At 63.4% G+C, this 18,435-nt stretch carries 14 protein-coding genes; 8 read left to right on the forward strand and 6 right to left on the reverse strand.

Annotation, left to right across the window (positions count from 1 at the left end; all coding sequences use genetic code 11):
- Nucleotide 1: 1 nt before the first annotated feature.
- Both LZC95_50595 and LZC95_50600 read right to left on the reverse strand, forming a co-directional pair.
- The gene (locus tag LZC95_50595; GenBank protein WXA94656.1) at nucleotides 2-1,207 is read right to left on the reverse strand and encodes a hypothetical protein; all 1,206 of its coding nucleotides are present in this window, start codon (nucleotides 1,205-1,207) and stop codon (nucleotides 2-4) included.
- A 193-nt stretch (nucleotides 1,208-1,400) separates the two neighbouring features.
- Nucleotides 1,401-3,068 (reverse strand): VCBS repeat-containing protein, encoded by a 1,668-nt coding sequence (locus LZC95_50600; protein ID WXA94657.1) that lies wholly within the window; start codon nucleotides 3,066-3,068, stop codon nucleotides 1,401-1,403.
- 170 nt (nucleotides 3,069-3,238) lie between these two features.
- Here LZC95_50600 and LZC95_50605 point away from each other — a divergent pair, with 170 nt between their 5' ends.
- The 3 genes from LZC95_50605 (at nucleotide 3,239) to LZC95_50615 (ending at nucleotide 7,156) form a co-directional block, all read left to right on the forward strand.
- Nucleotides 3,239-5,128 (forward strand): hypothetical protein, encoded by a 1,890-nt coding sequence (locus tag LZC95_50605; protein ID WXA94658.1) that lies wholly within the window; start codon nucleotides 3,239-3,241, stop codon nucleotides 5,126-5,128.
- Between the two features lie 40 nt (nucleotides 5,129-5,168).
- The gene (locus LZC95_50610; GenBank protein ID WXA94659.1) at nucleotides 5,169-6,590 is read left to right on the forward strand and encodes a fimbrillin family protein; all 1,422 of its coding nucleotides are present in this window, start codon (nucleotides 5,169-5,171) and stop codon (nucleotides 6,588-6,590) included.
- A gap of 185 nt (nucleotides 6,591-6,775) precedes the next feature.
- On the forward strand, nucleotides 6,776-7,156 hold the full coding sequence (locus LZC95_50615) for a hypothetical protein (GenBank protein ID WXA94660.1): 381 nt from the start codon (nucleotides 6,776-6,778) through the stop codon (nucleotides 7,154-7,156).
- A 12-nt stretch (nucleotides 7,157-7,168) separates the two neighbouring features.
- Here the strand turns inward: LZC95_50615 and LZC95_50620 are convergent, their stop codons facing one another.
- The 4 genes from LZC95_50620 to dkgB are packed head-to-tail and all read right to left on the reverse strand — an operon-like array spanning nucleotide 7,169 to nucleotide 10,527.
- Entirely contained in the window at nucleotides 7,169-8,143 is a 975-nt protein-coding gene (locus LZC95_50620; protein ID WXA94661.1) for a cyclase family protein, read from the reverse strand.
- Between the two features lie 4 nt (nucleotides 8,144-8,147).
- On the reverse strand, nucleotides 8,148-8,795 hold the full coding sequence (locus tag LZC95_50625) for a YceI family protein (GenBank protein WXA94662.1): 648 nt from the start codon (nucleotides 8,793-8,795) through the stop codon (nucleotides 8,148-8,150).
- A gap of 14 nt (nucleotides 8,796-8,809) precedes the next feature.
- Complete coding sequence (locus LZC95_50630) at nucleotides 8,810-9,706, reverse strand: NAD-dependent epimerase/dehydratase family protein (GenBank protein WXA94663.1); 897 nt, start codon at nucleotides 9,704-9,706, stop codon at nucleotides 8,810-8,812.
- A gap of 14 nt (nucleotides 9,707-9,720) precedes the next feature.
- Nucleotides 9,721-10,527: a 2,5-didehydrogluconate reductase DkgB gene (dkgB, locus tag LZC95_50635; protein WXA94664.1), complete on the reverse strand. Its 807-nt coding sequence runs from the start codon at nucleotides 10,525-10,527 to the stop codon at nucleotides 9,721-9,723.
- 98 nt (nucleotides 10,528-10,625) lie between these two features.
- Between dkgB and LZC95_50640 the strand changes: the two genes are divergently transcribed.
- The 5 genes from LZC95_50640 to LZC95_50660 all read left to right on the forward strand — a co-directional run bounded on the left by LZC95_50640 (nucleotide 10,626) and on the right by LZC95_50660 (nucleotide 18,406).
- Nucleotides 10,626-11,513, forward strand: a complete 888-nt coding sequence (locus LZC95_50640; protein ID WXA94665.1) for a LysR family transcriptional regulator — start codon at nucleotides 10,626-10,628, stop codon at nucleotides 11,511-11,513.
- Nucleotides 11,514-11,697: 184 nt separating this feature from the next.
- Entirely contained in the window at nucleotides 11,698-12,450 is a 753-nt protein-coding gene (locus tag LZC95_50645; protein WXA94666.1) for an SDR family oxidoreductase, read from the forward strand.
- Between the two features lie 328 nt (nucleotides 12,451-12,778).
- Nucleotides 12,779-15,229 carry a hypothetical protein gene (locus LZC95_50650; GenBank protein ID WXA94667.1) on the forward strand — a complete coding sequence of 817 codons (2,451 nt, stop codon included), beginning with the start codon at nucleotides 12,779-12,781 and terminating at the stop codon, nucleotides 15,227-15,229.
- A 48-nt stretch (nucleotides 15,230-15,277) separates the two neighbouring features.
- A complete protein-coding gene (locus LZC95_50655; GenBank protein ID WXA94668.1) occupies nucleotides 15,278-17,701 on the forward strand; it encodes a hypothetical protein in 2,424 nt (807 codons plus the stop codon).
- A 111-nt stretch (nucleotides 17,702-17,812) separates the two neighbouring features.
- Nucleotides 17,813-18,406 (forward strand): TetR/AcrR family transcriptional regulator, encoded by a 594-nt coding sequence (locus tag LZC95_50660; protein WXA94669.1) that lies wholly within the window; start codon nucleotides 17,813-17,815, stop codon nucleotides 18,404-18,406.
- The last annotated feature ends 29 nt before the right edge of the window (nucleotides 18,407-18,435 follow it).

Consider the following 18,435-nt stretch of genomic DNA (forward strand, 5'->3'; position numbering starts at 1 on the left):
ATTATCGGTACACGCGGAAGTTCGTGACTTTGTACGACATCGACGAGAGGGACGACGGCGGCGCCGGGTGGTATTGCCCCGCGCAGACCGAGATGTTGACGATCGGGTAGGCGGTCCAGTTGGCCGGAACGCCCTTGCCGTCCTTGAAGATGGAGGCGCCGTTGATGTACCAGTCCACCGAGGAACGCCCGAAAATGACCTTCAAATCGAAGGGCTTACCCGGCTTGACGTTGTTCGAGTTGCGGTAATCGAGGTGCCCGTCGGAAACGTGGTTCGAGAGCTCGAGCAGGTCGACGTTGTCCGGGTGGTATTCGAACAGGTCCACCTCGCCGTGACCAGGCTGGACGCCGGAGGAAAGGTCCTTGCCCCAGGTCCAGATGGCCGGCCACGCACCCAATTCCGGTCCAAGGGTAACGGTGGCATCGAGTTCGTCGCCCGGCTTGAGTTCGAATTTCTTCTGGCTGTATTCGGTGGTGACGAGATCCGCGTCCCACTTGCCATCGGAGCGCTTGATGGCGCGGAACGTCCCATCGGCATCGGGGGCATTGCTCGCCGAGATGTAATCGAGCTTGTTGTCGCCCGGGTTCGTCGCGCCCGGGTACGAGGAGCTACGGCCCACGGTCCAGTTCGAGGTGTCGTTGAACGGGGCATCGAAAACCAGGGTTTTGCCCGCCGGCGGCGGGGGCGGCGGCGTCGTGCCGGAATCCCCGGGCGGGGTGCCCGCGTCCGTGCCGGACCCTGAATCGGTGCCCGTGCCCGCATCGCCCTTGCCGGGGCCGCCGACCGTGAAGGTGATGGGCGACGAGGCGCTCCTCCAATTCGAGCCGTCGAGCGTATAGGCAATCCACGCGCTGTAATCGCCATTGGCAAGCGCGCCGCTGGCGCCTTCGAAGGTGCGGGTGCCGTTGAACGTGACGTCGGTCTGGCGGGCGAAGTCGAACATTTCCTCCTGCGCATTGCGCACGGCGAGCACGATTTGATTGAAATGAAGCGAATGGGACGTTTTTACGGTGAAACGAGCCGTCGCCACGCCATTGCCCGGGGTGATGGTGACGTTCGTGACCTCGACGCCATCGGCGCGAACCTGAGACTGCGTGTCGGCGTCGCTGTCGTCGCCCGCGCTGCAGGCCGCGACCGCACCGAGGACCAGGAGCATCAGCACTCCGCTACGCCGCGCAAAGGGCGCCTTCTGCCATCGTTTCACCATGAGAGTTTCTCCTTCTCAGCTGTCTTGTCGTTGTCCCCCGCGTGCCTCGATACAGAGCAAGGCGCGGGCCGGCCGTGCGAGCGGCGAAAACAGCGGAAACGAGGAGGGTGGCGCCACGGCGGCGCGCACCGTCGTACAAGTTGTCCGATTCAGATTGTCCGACTCGGACAACTTGTAGGGGAGGACGATGCCGTTAGAACGAGTCGCATCCACCCGACGCGCGAATGCGCACGCGCTGTCCGCCGGGCAAATCGCGCACGTCGACGGTATTGCGCTCGGGCCAAAATTGAACGCGTACATCGTATTTGAGGCCCGGTAGCGCGGCAAAATGCTGTGCGAGCGGAGCGCGGTGGCTATAGGCGAGCAGCACCTCGCGGTAACCCACGCGGTGCGCCGCATCGCCAAGGTGCCCTGCCTCGTAGACATGGATTTTGCTGTTGGTGGCGGTTTTGAGGTGGGTCCCTTCCAACGTGACATCGAGCCAGGAGGTACCCGCCACTTCGTTCTTCAGGAGCGACAGCTTGGGCGTGGTGGTGCCGACCATGGTGACGATGTCGAGCGCCCCATCGCGGTCGAAATCCGTGACCATGAAGCGCGGCACATCGTGCCGGTACGCATCGAGCCTGGCCGCAGCGGTGACGTCCTGGAAGGAGCCGCCGCCCATGTTCTGGAAAAGGCGAATGCCGCCGGGTTCCGGCTCGATCCAGAGAATGTCCAGGCGCCCATCGTTGTCGAAATCGGCAAAGACGGATTGTGCGTAGAGAACACGGTACTCGTTGACCGTCTTGTCGCCGGTGGGGAGACCGGCGGCTTCGGTCATATCGACGAAGGTGCCATTGCCCTGATTCTGAAACAGCCGCACGCGGAAGGTCTTGCGAGGCTGCGCCACGCCGTGGGGCGCCGATCCTGCGCAGAAAAGATCGAGATCCCCATCGAGATCGTAATCCCCGAGCGCAATGCCCGGGCCCGGGCACGCCTCGAGGCCATTGGGCACACCCGGTTGAAAACCGGCGCCCGCCCCGGCGATGCCTTTGTTGAAGAGAATCTTCGTCGTGTGCTCCACCTCGGGCTTGAAAATGCCCGCCCCGACCGTGGCATTCGTCGGTTGAATGAGAACGTCGGGAAAGTGATCGCCATCGAGATCGGCGAAGTAAAGCGAGGCTTGGGCATACTGCGTTGGAATGGCCGGCGATGCGACATGGGAAAATCCGCCGCTGGCCCGTCCCATGTACGAGCGATTCCCAAAGAAGCCGCTCACCATGTAGTCCGGAATCCCGTCCGCATTCCAATCGGCCCAGGCCATGCCATTGGCCTGGCTCTCGTAGGACTGCGACGCCGATAGACTGGAGAAGGAGCGGTTGCCGTCGTTGCGGTAAACTTTGATGGACGCCGAATCCCAGTTGGTGGATAAATCGAGACGCCCATCGTTGTTGAAGTCAACCGCCATCATCGACCAAACTTGGGCGTCCGAGGCGGGAAGCGGCTGGTTGGCAAAGCCGCCGTTTCGGTCGTTCATGGCCAGCCGGTGCCGCGTTTTATGGTCCGATATGAAAATATCGGGCCAACCGTCGCCGTCGTAGTCGTCCGAGTGAATGTCGAAGAAATCCGAAACATCCTTGCGCACGGCGGCAAGGCCGGAGGCCGCGGCCACATCGACGAAACTCACGGGCCGGGGGGAGCCAATGGGCAATCCATTCACGTGCGACGACGGCGGGGGAGACCCGGCGGGTGGGGCGCCGGGGGGCAAATCATCTTGGGGGCGGCCGGGCGAGGACGAGGAAGGCGAGGGGGCGGCCGGACCACACGCCGTCAAGGCAACGAGGAGGCACACCGTGTCGCGTGAAACGGCCATGTTGCGCATGCCGCGAAAGGGTAATGGGCCCCGCACGCATCGCCAAACGACATCGCGTGGCGGTGTGGGAGAAAATGAATTTGATGACAGGTGACATTGTTGCCTGCATAATGGTTTTCTTTTCCGAAGAGGAGCCCATGGGACGCAACGTGCGAAGTTGTCTCCGATGTACCTCGTGCATGCTTGTGGCGCTGGTCGCGTGCAGCGCCGATCGCCCGAGCGATGAGGCGCAGATCGAATCGCCGGTAACCGCATTTCCCGCTGGTCGCGGGGCGACGGTGCCGTGGATCGAGCATCAGGCGGAAGACGGCACGACGAATGCGAAAATTTTGGGCCCCAGCCGGATCAAATGGGATGCGAATCACATCGAGGCCGAGGCGGTGGGCCGCAAGGCTGTGCGCCTCGAAAAGACAGGTGATTACGTATCGTTTCGTACTACGGCCAAGGCAAATTCGATTGTCGTGCGGTATTCCATCCCGGATGCACCCAACGGTGGCGGCATCGATGCGACGCTCGGCCTCTATGTGAATGGAACACGGGTGAAGTCCTTGTCGCTCACCTCGCGCTACGCGTGGTCGTACAAGGGCTCGGCCATGGGGGCGGGCACCGACACGCCCGCAGAACAGCCACACACCTTTTTCGACGAGGCACGTGCATTGCTGGCCGAAATCCCGGCGGGCGCGCAGGTAAAGCTGCAGCGCGATGCGCAGGATACCGCGGCCTTTTACGTGATCGACCTGGTCGATTTCGAAATGGCACCCGCACCGTTGCCCATGCCCGCGGGATTCCGTTCGGTCACGGAATTTGGCATTCAGCCGAACGACGGTAAAGATCACGCCAACGATATTTTGAATGCGCTGCGCCAAACCACAAAATTGTGGTTCCCTGCAGGCGAATACCTTGCCAATCGGATCGATGGCGGCAACGTCGGGTTGGACAACCCCGGGGTGGAGGTGCGCGGCGCGGGCATGTGGCACACCGTACTTCGCGGGCGAAAGGCGATGTTCTTCTGCATCGGCGCAAACACGAAGTGTACCTACCGCGATTTCTCCATCTTCGGCGAGACGAAGTCGCGCAGCGAGGACACGGAGGGGCCGCAGAAGGCATTCGCCGGGCCGATGGGAAATGGCTCCCTGCTCGAGAATCTATGGATCGAGCACGAGGCGGCGGCGGTCTGGGTGGGCAGTGATCCGCCGTACCAGGAGGCGCCCACGCAGAATTTGACCATACGCAACCTGCGCATTCGCAACACGTATGCCGATGGCATCAACCTGGCGAATGGCACGTCCAACTCACTGGTCGAGCATTGCCACTTTCGAAATACCGGGGATGATGCGGCGGCCATCTGGTCGATAAAGTGGACCAAGTGGGTCAAGGAGATGACCTATCGCTACGGTGATGGGTATATCCCGGCCAATGCGAAAAACGCGCCCGACCAAGGTGTCGGTCACGGGAATACGTTTCGCCATCTGTCCGTGCAGATGCCCTGGCGAGCCAATTGCTTTGCCAACTACGGCGGCAACGGCAACCTGTTCGAGGACAGCACCTGCGAAGACGTGCTGACCTACCCGGGAATTCTCATTGCCAACGAGTTCTCCGTGTATTCATTCGGATCGACGGAAACGACCTTCCGAAATATCTCCCTCGCGCGGGCCGGCGGTGAAATGTTTACCGACAAGTACGGCCAACCCCTTCGCCACGGGGCCGTCAAGCTGTACGTGCGGGAGGGCGACATCAACGATGTTCGACTCGAGAACATCGATATCGATGCCCCCACCTACTCGGGCATCCAGTTCCAAGGCTTCGGCCGCGCCTGCGTTGCCGATGGCGACCGATGCTCGCCCGAGCTCCTGAACGCGGCCGACCAGGCCAAGTTTGGCAATGTGACCTTGAAGAACGTCAAAGTCACCAATGCCGCGACCTACGGCATTCAAGTCGTGGACAGCGCTTACCGCGGCGCCGTCACCTTCGACACCGTTGCCGTCTCGGGCTGCGGCCAGGGAGGTCTCGATCGCGGTGGCGCCCCCGATTCGTTCTTTTGCAAAGTCGGAACGAACAGCGGCTGGTGAATTTCGCAGCGTCGCGAAAGTGTGCGAGGGTACGCCGGTCATGCAACCGATACGCGGCCTTCTGACGTGCGCCACGCTTTTGCTTTTCGCCTGCAGCCAAGACAATGGGCCCTCGCCGAACCCGCCTCCGACTGACGGGGACACCACGACGTTTACGGAGGGGGATTGGCATCCAGGCGTGGCGCTCCGGCGCGTCGGCGATGCATTTCAGGAGGAAATGGATCGGATCGCGGTCACGGCGGGCGGGAATGTCGCGGCCATCCGTACGTCGCACCGAGGGCAGGACGATCGCGTCGGTACGAGCGTCCTCGAGCTGTTCGACGGGCACGGGCGTCGACTCGCGTCGGCGGCAGCACCTGCGACGGCCATCATGCTGGACATCATCGTGCACCCGAGTGGCGAATTCACGGTCGTCGAGGTTCGCGGCGACGCAGCGACACCGCGGGCCCTGTGGTTGCGCCGGCTCGGGGCGGACCTTCACCTGATTCACGAAGCGCCCTTGCGCGATCAACCGACGGAACGTGATCGCCAGATGTACGTGTTCGAACGGCAGCCCGACGGGAGTGAGGCGATGAAGACCGAAGTGATACCGGTCTCCGGCGACGGGATCGTGCGCCCCGAGGCAATCGCCCTGACACGCCGTCGCTTCGTGCTTGCCGCGCGCGGAGAAGAGGCGATCCTCAGCACCTTCGTCTACGGCACGAAGGTCTATGCCTTGGCACCGGATCTGCGCGTGCTTTGGTCGCGCCAAATCATGCCGCTCACCAGCTCGACGGTCTCACTCGTCGGCCAGGAGGTGTTGACCGTCGACGGTGCGGGGCGGATTGGCATTGCGTTTCCCATCGATCGGGCCATGTTTCCGGCCTATCAGCGGCACTTCGATCGGAACGACGTGATTTGGTCGGGCCCCCGCGATCAAACGATGGTGACGCGCATCTCGGCCGACGGGCAAAGCACGGTGATGCGGTTGTTCAGCCATGGCGACGATGCCATCGTGGAGCCGAACGTTGCGGGCATCGTGCTGCACGACGAGCAGGTCACGCTTTGCGGTTCGGCGCGTGTCGAGGGCAAATACCAAGAGCCGAACCGCACGATGGAGTGGGATTTGAGCTGGGTGCGCGGCAACCTCGAGCACGGCACCGTCGAGTCGGGCGTCATCGATCTGAAGCGCGACGACTACGCCTTCGACTGCAAGATCGACGAGGCGGGCGGGATGCTCTTCGCAGGCTCGAACGACTTTTTTGCCTACGACACCCACAGCTGGATGGAACCCGGCCAAGGCTTCGTCTACGGCATCGATGCGACGGGACACGAAACGACGCGCCTTGCCTTTCGTGGTCCACGCCACACCGAGGTTCGAGCCATCGATCAGCGGTTCTTTGCCGGCACCTTCGATGGCCCGCTCACCCATACGCCGTCCGCGGAGGTCGACAAGAAGGCGATGCTGGGCGTATGGCGCTGAGGGAGCCTCTTCCCGAATTTGGGATGCCCGTCCCACGGCCGGGCGACGCGGAGGGGCGGCTGGGGTGAGAACATCGCGGTTTTTGCGCGGAAAAACGATGGCATGGGCATTGCGATAGCCCGTCTCGAACGCGCCGTTAGAGGCCGCTGAAATTTCTCTGACCCCTCCTGCGAAAGAACACCATCATGAACAACACCATCGCCCGTTTGATCTCGACCGTTCTCGTTCCCGCTTCGCTGGTGGCGGGCGCCATCGGTTGCCACCACGAGGCCAAGAGCCGCGACGCGGTCGTCGCGATGATGCCCGCAATCGATCGCGATGCGCCCATCGTCCCCAAGAACCACCGCGATCTCGCGTTCTACTCCGCCCGCGTCCAGGGCGAATCGCAGACGAAGATCTTCGTGCGCGGCCCCGGCGCCGAAGCCCCGCGCGTCGTTTACGTGGACATCGCCCCCGGCGAGTTGATCAGCGTGAGCAACGACGGCACGGAGGGTGTCTTTCGTCGCTTCCTCGCGCCCGGCCTGACCGAGGAAGTCGCCATCGACTTCCGCTCGAGCGAGAGCTGAGCGAATCGCGAATTACTGAATGGCCACCGGATTGATGATCGATTGGGTCGTCCCCGTGTAGCGCGGATGCCCTAGCACGAAGAGAAACTCGTACACCTTGTCGTGCGCCAAGTCTTTGGTAACCAGATTCTCCAGTACGTAAATTCCATTTTTGGTAATCAGCGTTTGATTCCCCTCGAACGTTCCCGCGCCCTTCTCGAAGGGGACCGCCTCCAGCGCCCAATTGTCCGCGCCCACGGCCACGACCCGCTTTTCTGCCAGATACTGCGCAGCGGCGCGGTTGATGCCCGGTTCGCCCGCTAGAAAACGCGCGTTGTCCTTCCCTGCGAGATCGAGCCAACCCGTGTGGAAGATGACCACGTCCCCGGGCTGAATGGTCACGTTCTCTTTCTTGAGCACCGTCTCGATGTCCGCCGTTGAGAATGCCGTGCCTTCCTTGACGACATCCGTACCGTAATACGCCGCCATATCCAGAAGAACCCCGCGCGTCACGATGGGAGGTGTCTTCTCCAGCCCGAGCTTCTTCACCCCTTCGATGTCCACGAAGTCGCGCGCCCGGTTGGCATTGTAATACGTACTATCGATTCCAATGTGCCCCAGGCCGTTCAACTGCGTGCCGACGCCGAGCCAGCCTTCGAAGTGCTCGTCGTTGTAGGTGAACTTGTTGGGCCCTTCGGTCTTTCCGCCCTCCTGGCCCGGATTCGTGGTGATGAGGCGGAAGTTGCGATGCCGGAACGCCGGCGTCGACTTGTTGACCTCCATCCCGAGTTGGTACGTCTTTCCAGTTTTGACCAACTTGGCCGCCGACACGACGAGCGCCGGCTTGAGCTCGTTGGCCGCGCCGATCTCGTCGTCCGGACCCCACTTGGACACGGGAACACCGGCGGTCACGGTGGTGGTGGAGGCCGCCGACTTGGGCGGTGCCGCCGCAGCCGGTGTGCAGGCCATCAGCGAAAGAGCGGCCATGAACGTCATCGTGGTATTCATGGGTTCACGCCGCCTTCTTCGCCTTGGCGCGAATTGCCAATTTGAGAAGAACTTCATCTTTGATCAAATCATCGGACTTGCCTGGATAGACGATGCCGAAGTCCTTGCGGTCAATCGCAAACTCCGCATCGGCATCGAGCTGTTCGCCGGTGACCTTGATGGTCGCGGGAAACGAGATCGACTTGGTCACGCCGTGAAGCTCCAGATTGCCCGTGATGGTGTGCGTGGCGCCCTTTTCGCCCCCGGCGCGGATGGCCGTGGAGGTGAAATGCGCGGTCGGAAACTTCGCTACGTCGAAGAAGTCCGGCGTCTTCAAGTGATGCGTGAGCCCCTCCGCGTCCGTGGAGAGCGAACCGACGTCCACCTCCGCGTCGACCTTGCTCTTCTCGGGATTGCCATCGATCAGATCGACGGTGCCCGAGAACTTGCCAAAGGAGCCTTCCTGTTTGCCCGTAACCTTGGCGCCCACGAAGGAGAACACCGACCCATCGGTGCTGGAGAATGCGAGCTTGGTCGCTGCACCCGTGGTTGCCTGCTGCACTTCTGCGGGCGCCGACACGTGTGCCTTTGCCTTGTTTTTGCCCGGATCATTGTCGCACCCGGTTGCGAGCGCGACCGACACGAGTGCCGTCGCGATGAATCGAAGCTTCATGGCCATGGTCTCCCTTACTGGTTCAGATCTTTGGCAATCCAATCCGTCACCGAGGTGTGCTTCGGTTGCCAGCCGAGTTCCGTGCGCGCCCTCGTTCCGCGCACGCGGCTGTTGGAGCCGAGCGCGTACGACGCGTGCTCGTAGCCCCATTCGCGAATGGCATCTTCCAGTGGAAAAGGCTTCGCCTCCCCGAGCCCGAGGGCCCGCCCGATCGCATCGGTCATGTCTTTGAACGACGCCTCGCCGCTCTCGACGAACATGAACGCGCCGCGCGGCTTCTTCTCGAGTACGAGCTTGTAGAGAGCGACGACGTCCTCGATGTGGACGTTGGACCAAATGTTGGTGCCCGGTCCAATGTGGTGCACGATGCCGGCCTTCTTCGCATGGTCGACCAGCCGCGGAAGCTGCACGCTGTCGCGCCCGATGCCCAGGCCGTGCCCGTAAATCAGTGTGTTGCAGAGCACCGTGGAGGCGATGCCTTTGTCCTTGGCCGCGAGAACCCGTCGATCGATGGCCACGCGCGGGGCCTTGTCCGCCGTCGGCTCCGGCAGGTTGTCCTCGCTGTAGACCTTGTCGGAGAAAACACCGCCCGAGGCGTCGCCCACGATGGAGGAGCCGCTCGTGTGGATGAGAACCTTGCCCGATCCCTCGAGCCCCTCGATGAGCGCTTCCACCGCGCCGCGGTGATCGCTATCGGCGGCATTGATCACTGCATCGGCCCAGCGCGCCTGCTCGATGAGGAACGCGCGATCGTCGAGGCTGCCCACCACGCCTTGAATGCCGATGGCGGCGAGGTCCTTCACCTTATTCTCATTGCGCACGAGCCCGCGCACCGTATGGCCATCGCGGGCCAAGCTCGCGGCGACCGAACCGCCGATGAATCCGGATGCTCCGGTTACGAAGATGTTCATGATGTGAAATCCTTTCAGTCCCAGGCGGGGGCAAAATCAGGGCTCACCAATCGCTCGCCCCGGTCGATGGTAGCGATGCGGGCCATGTCGTCCGCATCGAGCACCAATTTTTGCGCCTCGAGGTTCGCCTTCAGGTGAGCCTTCTTCGTCGACGCCGGAATGACGGCCATGCCCAGCCGCAACAGCCAGGCGATGGATACGTGCGCCGGCGTGACGCCGTGTTTCGCGGCAATCGATTGCAGCACGGGATCGCTCATCACCTTCCCGTACGCGAGCGGCTGATACGCCGTGACGTGAATGCCCTTTTTCGCACTGAACGCCCGCAACTCGGCGTTTTGTAAGAAAGGGTGCACCTCGACTTGATTCGTGGCCACCTGCCCCCGATCGAGGACTTTCAGCGTCTCGTCCACCAGCTGAATGGGAAAATTCGAAATCCCAATCAACTTGGTCAGCCCCGCGTCTTTGGCCTGCGCGAGCGCTTCGAGCGACTCGGCCAGCGGCACCTTTCCATCGGTCGACGGCCAATGGATCAACGTGAGATCGACCTGCGCCATGCGAAGGCGATCGAGGCTCGCCTCGAGGCTCGGGATCAGCTTGTCCTTGCCGAGGTTCTCGAGCCAAATCTTCGTCGTGACGAATAGCTCGCCCCGAGCAATGCCACTTTGGGCGATGGCCTGGCCCACGTCGGCTTCGTTCTCGTAAATCTGAGCGGTATCGATGTGGCGATAACCGACTTCGAGTCCATCGAGCACGGATTGCCGGACGACCTCTCCTTGCAATCGAAACGTGCCGAGACCCATGCTTGGAATCGTGTTGGTCATGCCGGAGTAGTAAGGGTCTTCACTCTTGCGCGCACTCGCTGAATCTGTAAAAGATATTTGACTGCCAGTCACGAATCAGCCACGAGAGAGCGCCGCAAATGAGGACGACCACCGAAGAATTGGCCGCATTCGTTGCCGTCGTGGAGACGGGCTCTCTATCCGCCGCCGCCAAACGGCTCGGGCAAACCGCCTCGGGCATGAGCCGAGCGCTCAGCCGGCTCGAGGAGAAGCTCGAGACCACCTTGCTCCGGCGCACCACGCGCAAACTCGGGCTCACCGAAGAGGGGGAGATCTTCCTCGAGCGTGCGCGCGCCATCCTCGAGGCCATGGAGGCAGCCGAGGAAGCGCTTGCCTCGCGCAAAAGCAAGCCCGCCGGCAGGTTGCGCATCGACGCCGCCGCGCCGTTCGTTCTGCACGGCATCGCCCCGCACCTGGCCGACTTTGCCGAGCTGTACCCGGATATTCGCTTGGAGGTCGCCAGCAACGATCATATCGTCGACCTTTTGGAGGAGCGCACCGACGTGGCCTTTCGCATCGCCTCGCTTTCCGACTCGACGTTGCACGCCAAGACCATTGGATCGTGCAATCTCAACATCGTGGCGAGCCCGGCGTACCTCAAGGCGAAGGGCACACCCAAGACTACCCACGACTTGAAGAAACACCGCCTGATTGGATTTACGAGCCCCAAATCGTTGAACGATTGGCCGCTGCTTCATGAAGGTAGCGAACGCATGACCATCGAGCCCCACCTCAAAGCGGCCAGTGGCGAAACCATTCGGGCCTTGGCGGTGAATGGATATGGCATTACATGCTTATCCAATTTCATGACGTGGCGTGATATCAAAGAAGGAACATTGGTTCCGCTGCTGCGTTCGTCGATGGCCAAATACCGACAACCGATTCACGCCGTGTACTATCGAAACTCACCCTTCATTGCGCGCATCCGCTGTTTTCTCGATTTCATTACGCCCCGCGTTGTACTTTAGGGTGGGTGCGTCATTTTCCAACCAAACCGCACTTACGCAACGGCGACACCAGCGGAACGCGTGGTCAGTTTATGTGGGCGCCACGAAATTGCGTGACCAATGAGGTGAGAGCGGTCATGCTCTTATGCAAGATATCGACTGTTCTGTGCAAAATGCGTAGTTTTTGGAAATGGCGGCGGAGCACATGGACAAGCTAAAGGGAAAGATCGCGGTCGTCACAGGGGGCAACAGTGGCGTGGGCTTGGCCACCGCCCAACGATTTGCGGCGGATGGAGCGCATGTCTTCGTGCTCGTGCGCCGCCAGAGCGAAACTGACAACGTTGTCAGAAAAATCGGCCAGAATGTGCCAGGGTCCGTGACCGGAGTCGAGGGGGACGTCGCCAATGTCGCCGACCTCGATCGGCTTTACGAAGCGGTACGGGGCAAGGGCCCCATCGATATTCTCTTTGCCAACGCCGCACTTGGAGAATTCGCGCCAGTGACTGGCGTGTCCGAGGCGCACTTCGACAAGGCCATGGGCCTCAACGTCAAAGGCCTGGTTTTCACCGTCGAGAAAGCGCTTCCCCTGTTTCGCGACGGCGGCTCCATCATTCTCAATGCGTCGCCCGGCGTGGGCGATGGTGTTCCCGCCTTCAGCATGTACGGCGCCGTCAAATCGGCGTTGCGGTCGTTTGCGCGCTGTTGGACCGCGGATCTGAGCCATCGCCAGATCCGCGTCAACGTGGTGAGCCCTCGCCCCCACGAGGCCTACGGCCTTCAAGGCATCGGCCAGATGGATGTCTTCGCCGATCAGGCGAGCCTCATGGCCGGGCTGCCACCGGGCAAGGCCGGCATCTCGGCGGGCATCGCCAACATCGCCGCCGTGCTGGCGTCGGACGAGAGCAGCTTCATCACCGGCCTCGAGGTCTTCGTCGACGGCGGCCCAGCGCTGAATTAGTTCTCGTCTTCCCGAAAAGCCGTTTCTCTCTTCCCGTACACGTACACGCTCCCGTTCCCGTTCCCGAATGTCTGGGGAAAAGAAGGATCGTGTACGGGAACGGGAACGGGAACGTGTACGGGAGAGGACGTTCCGGGATGAGAACTGAAGTAGCGTCCCTCCTGGCGCGGCGAACGCGGGGAAACTCGAGCGAATCGAACCGCCAAGGCACCAAGGGCGCCAAGAAGGATTGATGTGCTGGAGTGAACGCGCAGCTGCACGGACCCCCAAATCCTTGGCGTTCTTGGCGCCTTGGCGGTTCCATACTCGCGTATAGTTCCCGCCCAGAATGAAAAGGGGACGTCGTTCGTACCGCGTGGGGATGGGCCTTCTCGTCTCGTGCGGGGGGCTGCTTTCGTGTGCGGGCATTCTCGGCATCGAGGACTTGAAGGAGCAGTCTGGCAGCGGCCTCTCGGTGGCCTTCGTCTCCGGCACCGGGCAATCGGGCGAGGTGGGCAAAGAGCTCGCGCAGCCGCTCGTCGTGGAGGTGCACGATGCGAACGGTGCGCTGGCGTCGAACCGCTCCGTGACGTTTACGGCCAGCGCGGGGGGCGGGTACTTCGTCGCGGACGTGGTGGTCACCACCGATGCGCAGGGGCGCGCGCAGACGCGCTGGGTGCTCGGGCCCGCGGCACGAAACGAGATCACCGCCGACGCGGAGGGGGCGAAGGCCAGCACCACGGCCACGTCGACCAACCCGTGGCAACTGGGCATTTTCGCCGGGCTGCCCGTGGGCCGCATGTTCCGCGATGGCAACGCGCAGGACGCGCGCTTCGGCGACCCGAGCGGCCTCGCCGTGGGCGCTGATGGAAAGGTGTACATCGGCGACGGCATCGGGCACTCGCTCCGTCGGTACGATCCTGCGACCCAACAGGTCATCACCTTGGCGGGGATCAATGGCGTGGGACAGACCCGCAATGGCGTGGGCTCCGCCGCGGGGTTCGTGTCGCCTTATGGCCTGACCTTCGACGGCAACGGCCGGCTGATCGTGGCGTCCGCGTATGCGCACAAGATTGCGCGCGTCGATTTGGGCAACGTCGACGTGACGTACTTCGCGGGCACGGGCGTGGCTGGCACCAATCCGAAGGAAATCGACGTGGCCAACGCGCACTTCAACGTGCCCTATGCGCTCGATTGGGACGCTTCGCGCAACGTCGTCTACGTCGCCGAGAACGGCAACCACGACGTACGTGAGATCGATCTCGCGTCGAGCCTGGTCCGAACCATCGCAGGCCAACCCGGGGTTTCGGGCCCCTTCGCCGACGGGGCCGCGAGCAGCGCCGTTTTCTCGTACCCGATGGGCATCACGCACATCGGCAGCAAGGTTTACGTCTCCGATTATGGCCATTGCCGCATCCGCGTTCTCGACCTTGGGAGCAGCGCCGGCCCCACCGTCTCCACCCTCTCGGGGGGCAACGGCTGCGGGGCGGGGTTCGTCGACGGCACCGATGGATCCACATCGGGCCTCGTGTCACCTGCCGCGATCACCAACGCGGGCGGCTTTCTCTACGTGGCCGATCGCGGCGCGCATGCCATTCGCCGCGTCGATGTCAGCAACGGTGCGGTGGTGACCATCGCGGGCTCGCCCCCCTCCGCCGGCGCACCGAAATTCGGCGCGCGCGATGGTCAGGGCACCAGCGCGCTCTTCTTCCGGCCCCAAGGCATTGCGGCCACCCCCGACGGCAAGGCGCTCTACGTCGGTGAAGCTGGCGGCACCGATCTGCGGCGCATCGATCTGACCAGCGGTACGTACGACGTGACGACCGTGGCCGCCAAGGCCGTCGTCCCCACCGACGGCGATGCGCGCACGCAGGCCGTTCTCTCCTCGCCGCGCGGCATTGCGCTCGCCGGCGGAAAGCTCGTCATCGGCGAAAACCAGGGCAACGACATCCGGGTGCTCGATCTCGCCAGCAACCGCGTGCAACGGATCGCAGGGCCCGTCGACGAGGCATTCGGCACCCGCGATGGCACGGGCGACGTTGCACAATTCGCCTTTCCCGTGCCCATGATCGCCGACGACGCGGAGGGCGTCGTGTACGTGGCCGGCGGCGATCAACGCATCCGTCAGGTGAAGGTCGACACGGGCGTCACGAGCAGCGTGGCCGGCAAAGAGTGGGAGCGCAGCTTCGCGGACGGTGTCGGGGAGGCGGCGAGGTTCACCGATCCCGCGGGCTTTGCCCTCGATGCCAAGGGCCGCAAGCTCTACATCGCCGACCAGGGCAACCACCGCGTCCGCGTCCTCGATCTGACCACGCGCGCGGTGACCACCGTCGCCGGAAGCGTCTCGGGCTACCGCGATGGCCCGGGCGGTGACGCGCGCTTCTCATTACCGCGCGGCCTGGCGCTGAAGGACAATGTGCTCTACGTGTCCGACACGGGCAACCACGTCATCCGCCGAATCGAGCTCGATGGGAAGGGCTCGGGCACCGTCACGACGTTCGCGGGGATCCCCACCAAGGCTGGCACCGTGGACGGCCGCACCGCCGAGGCGCAATTCAAGGCGCCGTGGAGCATCGCCCTCGACGGCGATCTCCTTTACGTGGCGGACGTGTTCAGCGACGCGTTGCGCCGAATTCACATTCCATCGGCTACCGTATCCACCTTGGTGGGAGGCCCCTCCGGCATCGGGCCGACCCCCACGGCGATGCCGCAAAAGCCTGCATTTCTCCAGGTACGACCGGGTGGTGAGGTGCTTTTTACCTCCGAAGTGGAGAACGTCGTCTTCCGTCTCGGTCCGTGACGGTTTCGAGCACGACCGCTCGCGTGAGGGTATAGTTTCGCCCTGACGATGAAACATCGCTTCGTCTTCTTCTTAGGATGCGGCTCCCTGGTGGGGTGCGCCGGCATCTTGGGTATCGATGATTTGCCGGAGCAATCGAGCTCCGGCTACACGGTCTCCGTCGTTTCGGGCGCAGGGCAGTCGGGTCAAGTCGGAAAGGCGCTCGATGCGCCGGTGGTCGTCGAGGTGCGCGATGCAACGGGCGCGATTGCGGCCGGCCGCAAGGTGACCTTTACCGCCAGCGACGGCGGCGGCTATTTCACCGATTCGGTCACACCGGCCACCGACGCACAAGGCCGTGCGAGCATCCACTGGGTGCTCGGCCCCTCCGCGCTGAACGAGTTGCGCGCCACCGCGGAAGGTGCGACGGCCACGGTCACCGCCACCGCGACGGATCCTTGGCAGCTCGCCATCGGGATCGGCCTTCCCGTGGGGCGCATGTTCCGCGACGGCGTCGGCGACGCGGCCCGATTTGGCGATGCCTTGGGGATCACGTTCGGCGGTGATGGCAAGCTGTACATCGGCGACGGGCTCGCCCATACCGTGCGCCGGCTCGATCCGGTGTCGCGCGAGGTGACCACGATCGCGGGCGCCGCCGGCGACTCGGGAATCACGCAGGGCATCGGCCCGGCCGCGCGGTTCATGGTCCCCTACGGTGTCGCGCGCGAAGGCAACGGCGCCCTGTTGGTGGCGAGCACGAATGCGCACGTCATCCAGCGCGTGGATCTCGCCACCGCGATGGTGAGCGTCATCGCCGGAGGAAACGGCTCCGGCGCGGGCAACGGCACCGGCGGCGCGGCGCAGTTCAATCTGCCCTACGCCGTCGACTGCGACGACGCACGGCAGGTGGCCTATGTCGCCGACCACGCCAATCACGTCATTCGGGAGATCAACCTGGTCAATGGTGCGGTGAAGACCCTCGCCGGCATCGCCGGCACCCAGGGCTATGCCGACGGCGCCCTCACGGAAGCGACGTTCAAGTTTCCCACGGGCATCACCCACAACGGCAACACGCTTTACGTCAGCGATAGCGCCAACGCCCGCATCCGCCAGATCGATCTCGATGCCGGTCGCGTGAGCACGCTTTCCGGCGCGGCAGGCATCGAGCCCGCGGGCGGGTTCGTCGATGGTGACAAGGCCACGGCGCGCTTCCACAGCATTGTCGGGCTCACGTATTTCAACCGCGCCGTCTACGTCGCCGATCGCCGAGTCCACGCCATCCGCAAGGTCTCCGTCGACGATGGCTCGGTGACGACGATCGTGGGCTCGCCGCCCTCCGCCGGCGCCAAGTTCGGCGCGGTCGACGCGGCGAATGGACTCGAGGCGCGCTTGTTCCAGCCGCACGGCGTGACCGTGAGCGCAGACGGCACGGCGTTGTACGTCACGGAAGCGGGCGGCACGGACGTGCGCCGTGTGCTGCTCAAAGACAACTACGAGGTCACCACGGTCGCGGCCAAGGCCGTCGTGCCCACCAATGGCGATGCGCGCAAGGAGGCCATCCTCGATTGGCCGCGCGGACTCGCGCTCGCGTCGGACAAGCTGCTCGTCGCAGAAACCCTCGGCGCCGACATCCGCCAAGTCGATTTGAAGACCAACGTCGTGACCCGCCTGGCCGGTGCCGACGACGAACGAAACGATCCCACCGATGGCGCGGCTGCGCGGTTTGGCTACCCGACGGCCATCGCGATCGACGAGACCAAGGGCTTCGCGTACCTCGCCGGCGGCGATCAGTTGGTGCGCCAGATCGCGCTGGCCACGGGCGAAACCAAGACCCTCGCCGGTGAGGCCTGGTCGCGTGGCATGGTCAATGGCCCGGGAAAGAGCGCCCGTTTCAACGACGTGCAGGGGATCGCGATCGACACGGCGGGGCAGAAGCTCTACTTGGCCGACACGCTGAATCACCGCATTCGCATGCTCGATCTCGCATCGGCCGACTACCGCGTGAGCACGGTCGCGGGCGGCGACTTTGCCAGCTACAAAGATGGGTCGAACCTGCAGGCGTACTTCCATACGCCGCGCGCGCTCGCCTTCCACGACAACGCCCTGTACGTCTCCGACAGCGGTAACCACGTCCTCCGGCGCATCACGCTCGATGAAAACGGCTACGGGGAAGTGATCACGTTCGCCGGCAACCGCGGCGAACCGAAACATGTCGATGGCGCCCTGCTCGACGCCCGCTTTCTCACGCCCGCGAACCTCGTGTTCCAGGGCGATCTTCTCTACGTGGTCGACATCGATGGGAACGCATTGCGGCGTATCCACATCCCATCGGGGACGGTTTCGACACTTTTGGGCGGCCCCGCCGGGGCGCCCGCCGGCCCAGGACCCCTCACCATGCCTAAAAAACCGGCCTACCTCGCTGTTCGACCGAGCGGCGAGGTGCTGTTTAGCACCTACCAGGAGAACGTCGTTTTTCGGCTCGGACCGTCCTAATGTCACGAGACTATCAGGTCCGACCGCTCGACTTGCCTTCGTACGCACCGCGGCTTACACTATTGATGACGACTAACATTGAATCTGAATCGGCGAGGAACGGCAAAAGAGATGCGACTTTCGAAGGAACAGGCTGCCCGTAACCGGCAAAGCATCATCGATGCAGCAGCGCGTCTGTTTCGCGAGCGCGGAATCGACGGTGTGGGCGTTGCCGATCTCATGAAAGCGGCCGGCTTTACGCACGGCGGGTTCTACAATCATTTCCCCTCGAAGGAGGCGTTGGCGGCGGAAGCTTGCACGGCCGCCTTCGAAGGGGTCATCGGCGAGATCACCGCGAGGATGGAGGCGGGGCCTGCGGGCTCGGCTTTCTGGCAATACCTCGAGGAGTACCTTTCGCCGGAGCATCGTGACGATCCCAACGGCGGATGCCCCACGGCGTCCCTCGCCGTCGACGCATGGCGGCAAGGCGAGCAAGTGCAAGGCGCCTACGCCGACGGCATCGAGGGGGTGCTCGGCATCTTCGCCGCGCAGCTCTCCAAGTCGTCATCGGGCAAAAAGCGCGACGCCGCCGCCGCCCGCGAACGCGCCGTTCGGCTCCTCAGCGAAATCGTCGGCGCCGTGGTCCTCGCCCGCGCCGTGGTCGGCGCCAACCAAGCGCTCTCCGACGAAATCCTCCAATCGAGTCGCGAAAAGCTCGGCACCTAGTCTCCCCTTCGGAAAGACGAACCGCCAAG

It is taken from the genome of Sorangiineae bacterium MSr12523, from assembly GCA_037157775.1.
GTDB classification, from domain to species: domain Bacteria; phylum Myxococcota_A; class Polyangia; order Polyangiales; family Polyangiaceae; genus Pendulispora; species Pendulispora brunnea.

Coding starts and splice junctions, on each gene's coding strand:
- LZC95_50650 (WXA94667.1), top strand. CDS start 12,779: ATGAAAAGGGGACGTCGTTCGTACCGCGTGGGGATGGGCCTTCTCGTC.
- LZC95_50620 (WXA94661.1), bottom strand. CDS start 8,143: ATGAATACCACGATGACGTTCATGGCCGCTCTTTCGCTGATGGCCTGC.
- LZC95_50660 (WXA94669.1), top strand. CDS start 17,813: ATGCGACTTTCGAAGGAACAGGCTGCCCGTAACCGGCAAAGCATCATC.
- LZC95_50600 (WXA94657.1), bottom strand. CDS start 3,068: ATGCGCAACATGGCCGTTTCACGCGACACGGTGTGCCTCCTCGTTGCC.
- LZC95_50615 (WXA94660.1), top strand. CDS start 6,776: ATGAACAACACCATCGCCCGTTTGATCTCGACCGTTCTCGTTCCCGCT.
- LZC95_50640 (WXA94665.1), top strand. CDS start 10,626: ATGAGGACGACCACCGAAGAATTGGCCGCATTCGTTGCCGTCGTGGAG.
- LZC95_50655 (WXA94668.1), top strand. CDS start 15,278: ATGAAACATCGCTTCGTCTTCTTCTTAGGATGCGGCTCCCTGGTGGGG.
- LZC95_50645 (WXA94666.1), top strand. CDS start 11,698: ATGGACAAGCTAAAGGGAAAGATCGCGGTCGTCACAGGGGGCAACAGT.
- LZC95_50610 (WXA94659.1), top strand. CDS start 5,169: ATGCAACCGATACGCGGCCTTCTGACGTGCGCCACGCTTTTGCTTTTC.
- LZC95_50625 (WXA94662.1), bottom strand. CDS start 8,795: ATGAAGCTTCGATTCATCGCGACGGCACTCGTGTCGGTCGCGCTCGCA.
- LZC95_50595 (WXA94656.1), bottom strand. CDS start 1,207: ATGGTGAAACGATGGCAGAAGGCGCCCTTTGCGCGGCGTAGCGGAGTG.
- dkgB (WXA94664.1), bottom strand. CDS start 10,527: ATGACCAACACGATTCCAAGCATGGGTCTCGGCACGTTTCGATTGCAA.
- LZC95_50605 (WXA94658.1), top strand. CDS start 3,239: ATGCTTGTGGCGCTGGTCGCGTGCAGCGCCGATCGCCCGAGCGATGAG.
- LZC95_50630 (WXA94663.1), bottom strand. CDS start 9,706: ATGAACATCTTCGTAACCGGAGCATCCGGATTCATCGGCGGTTCGGTC.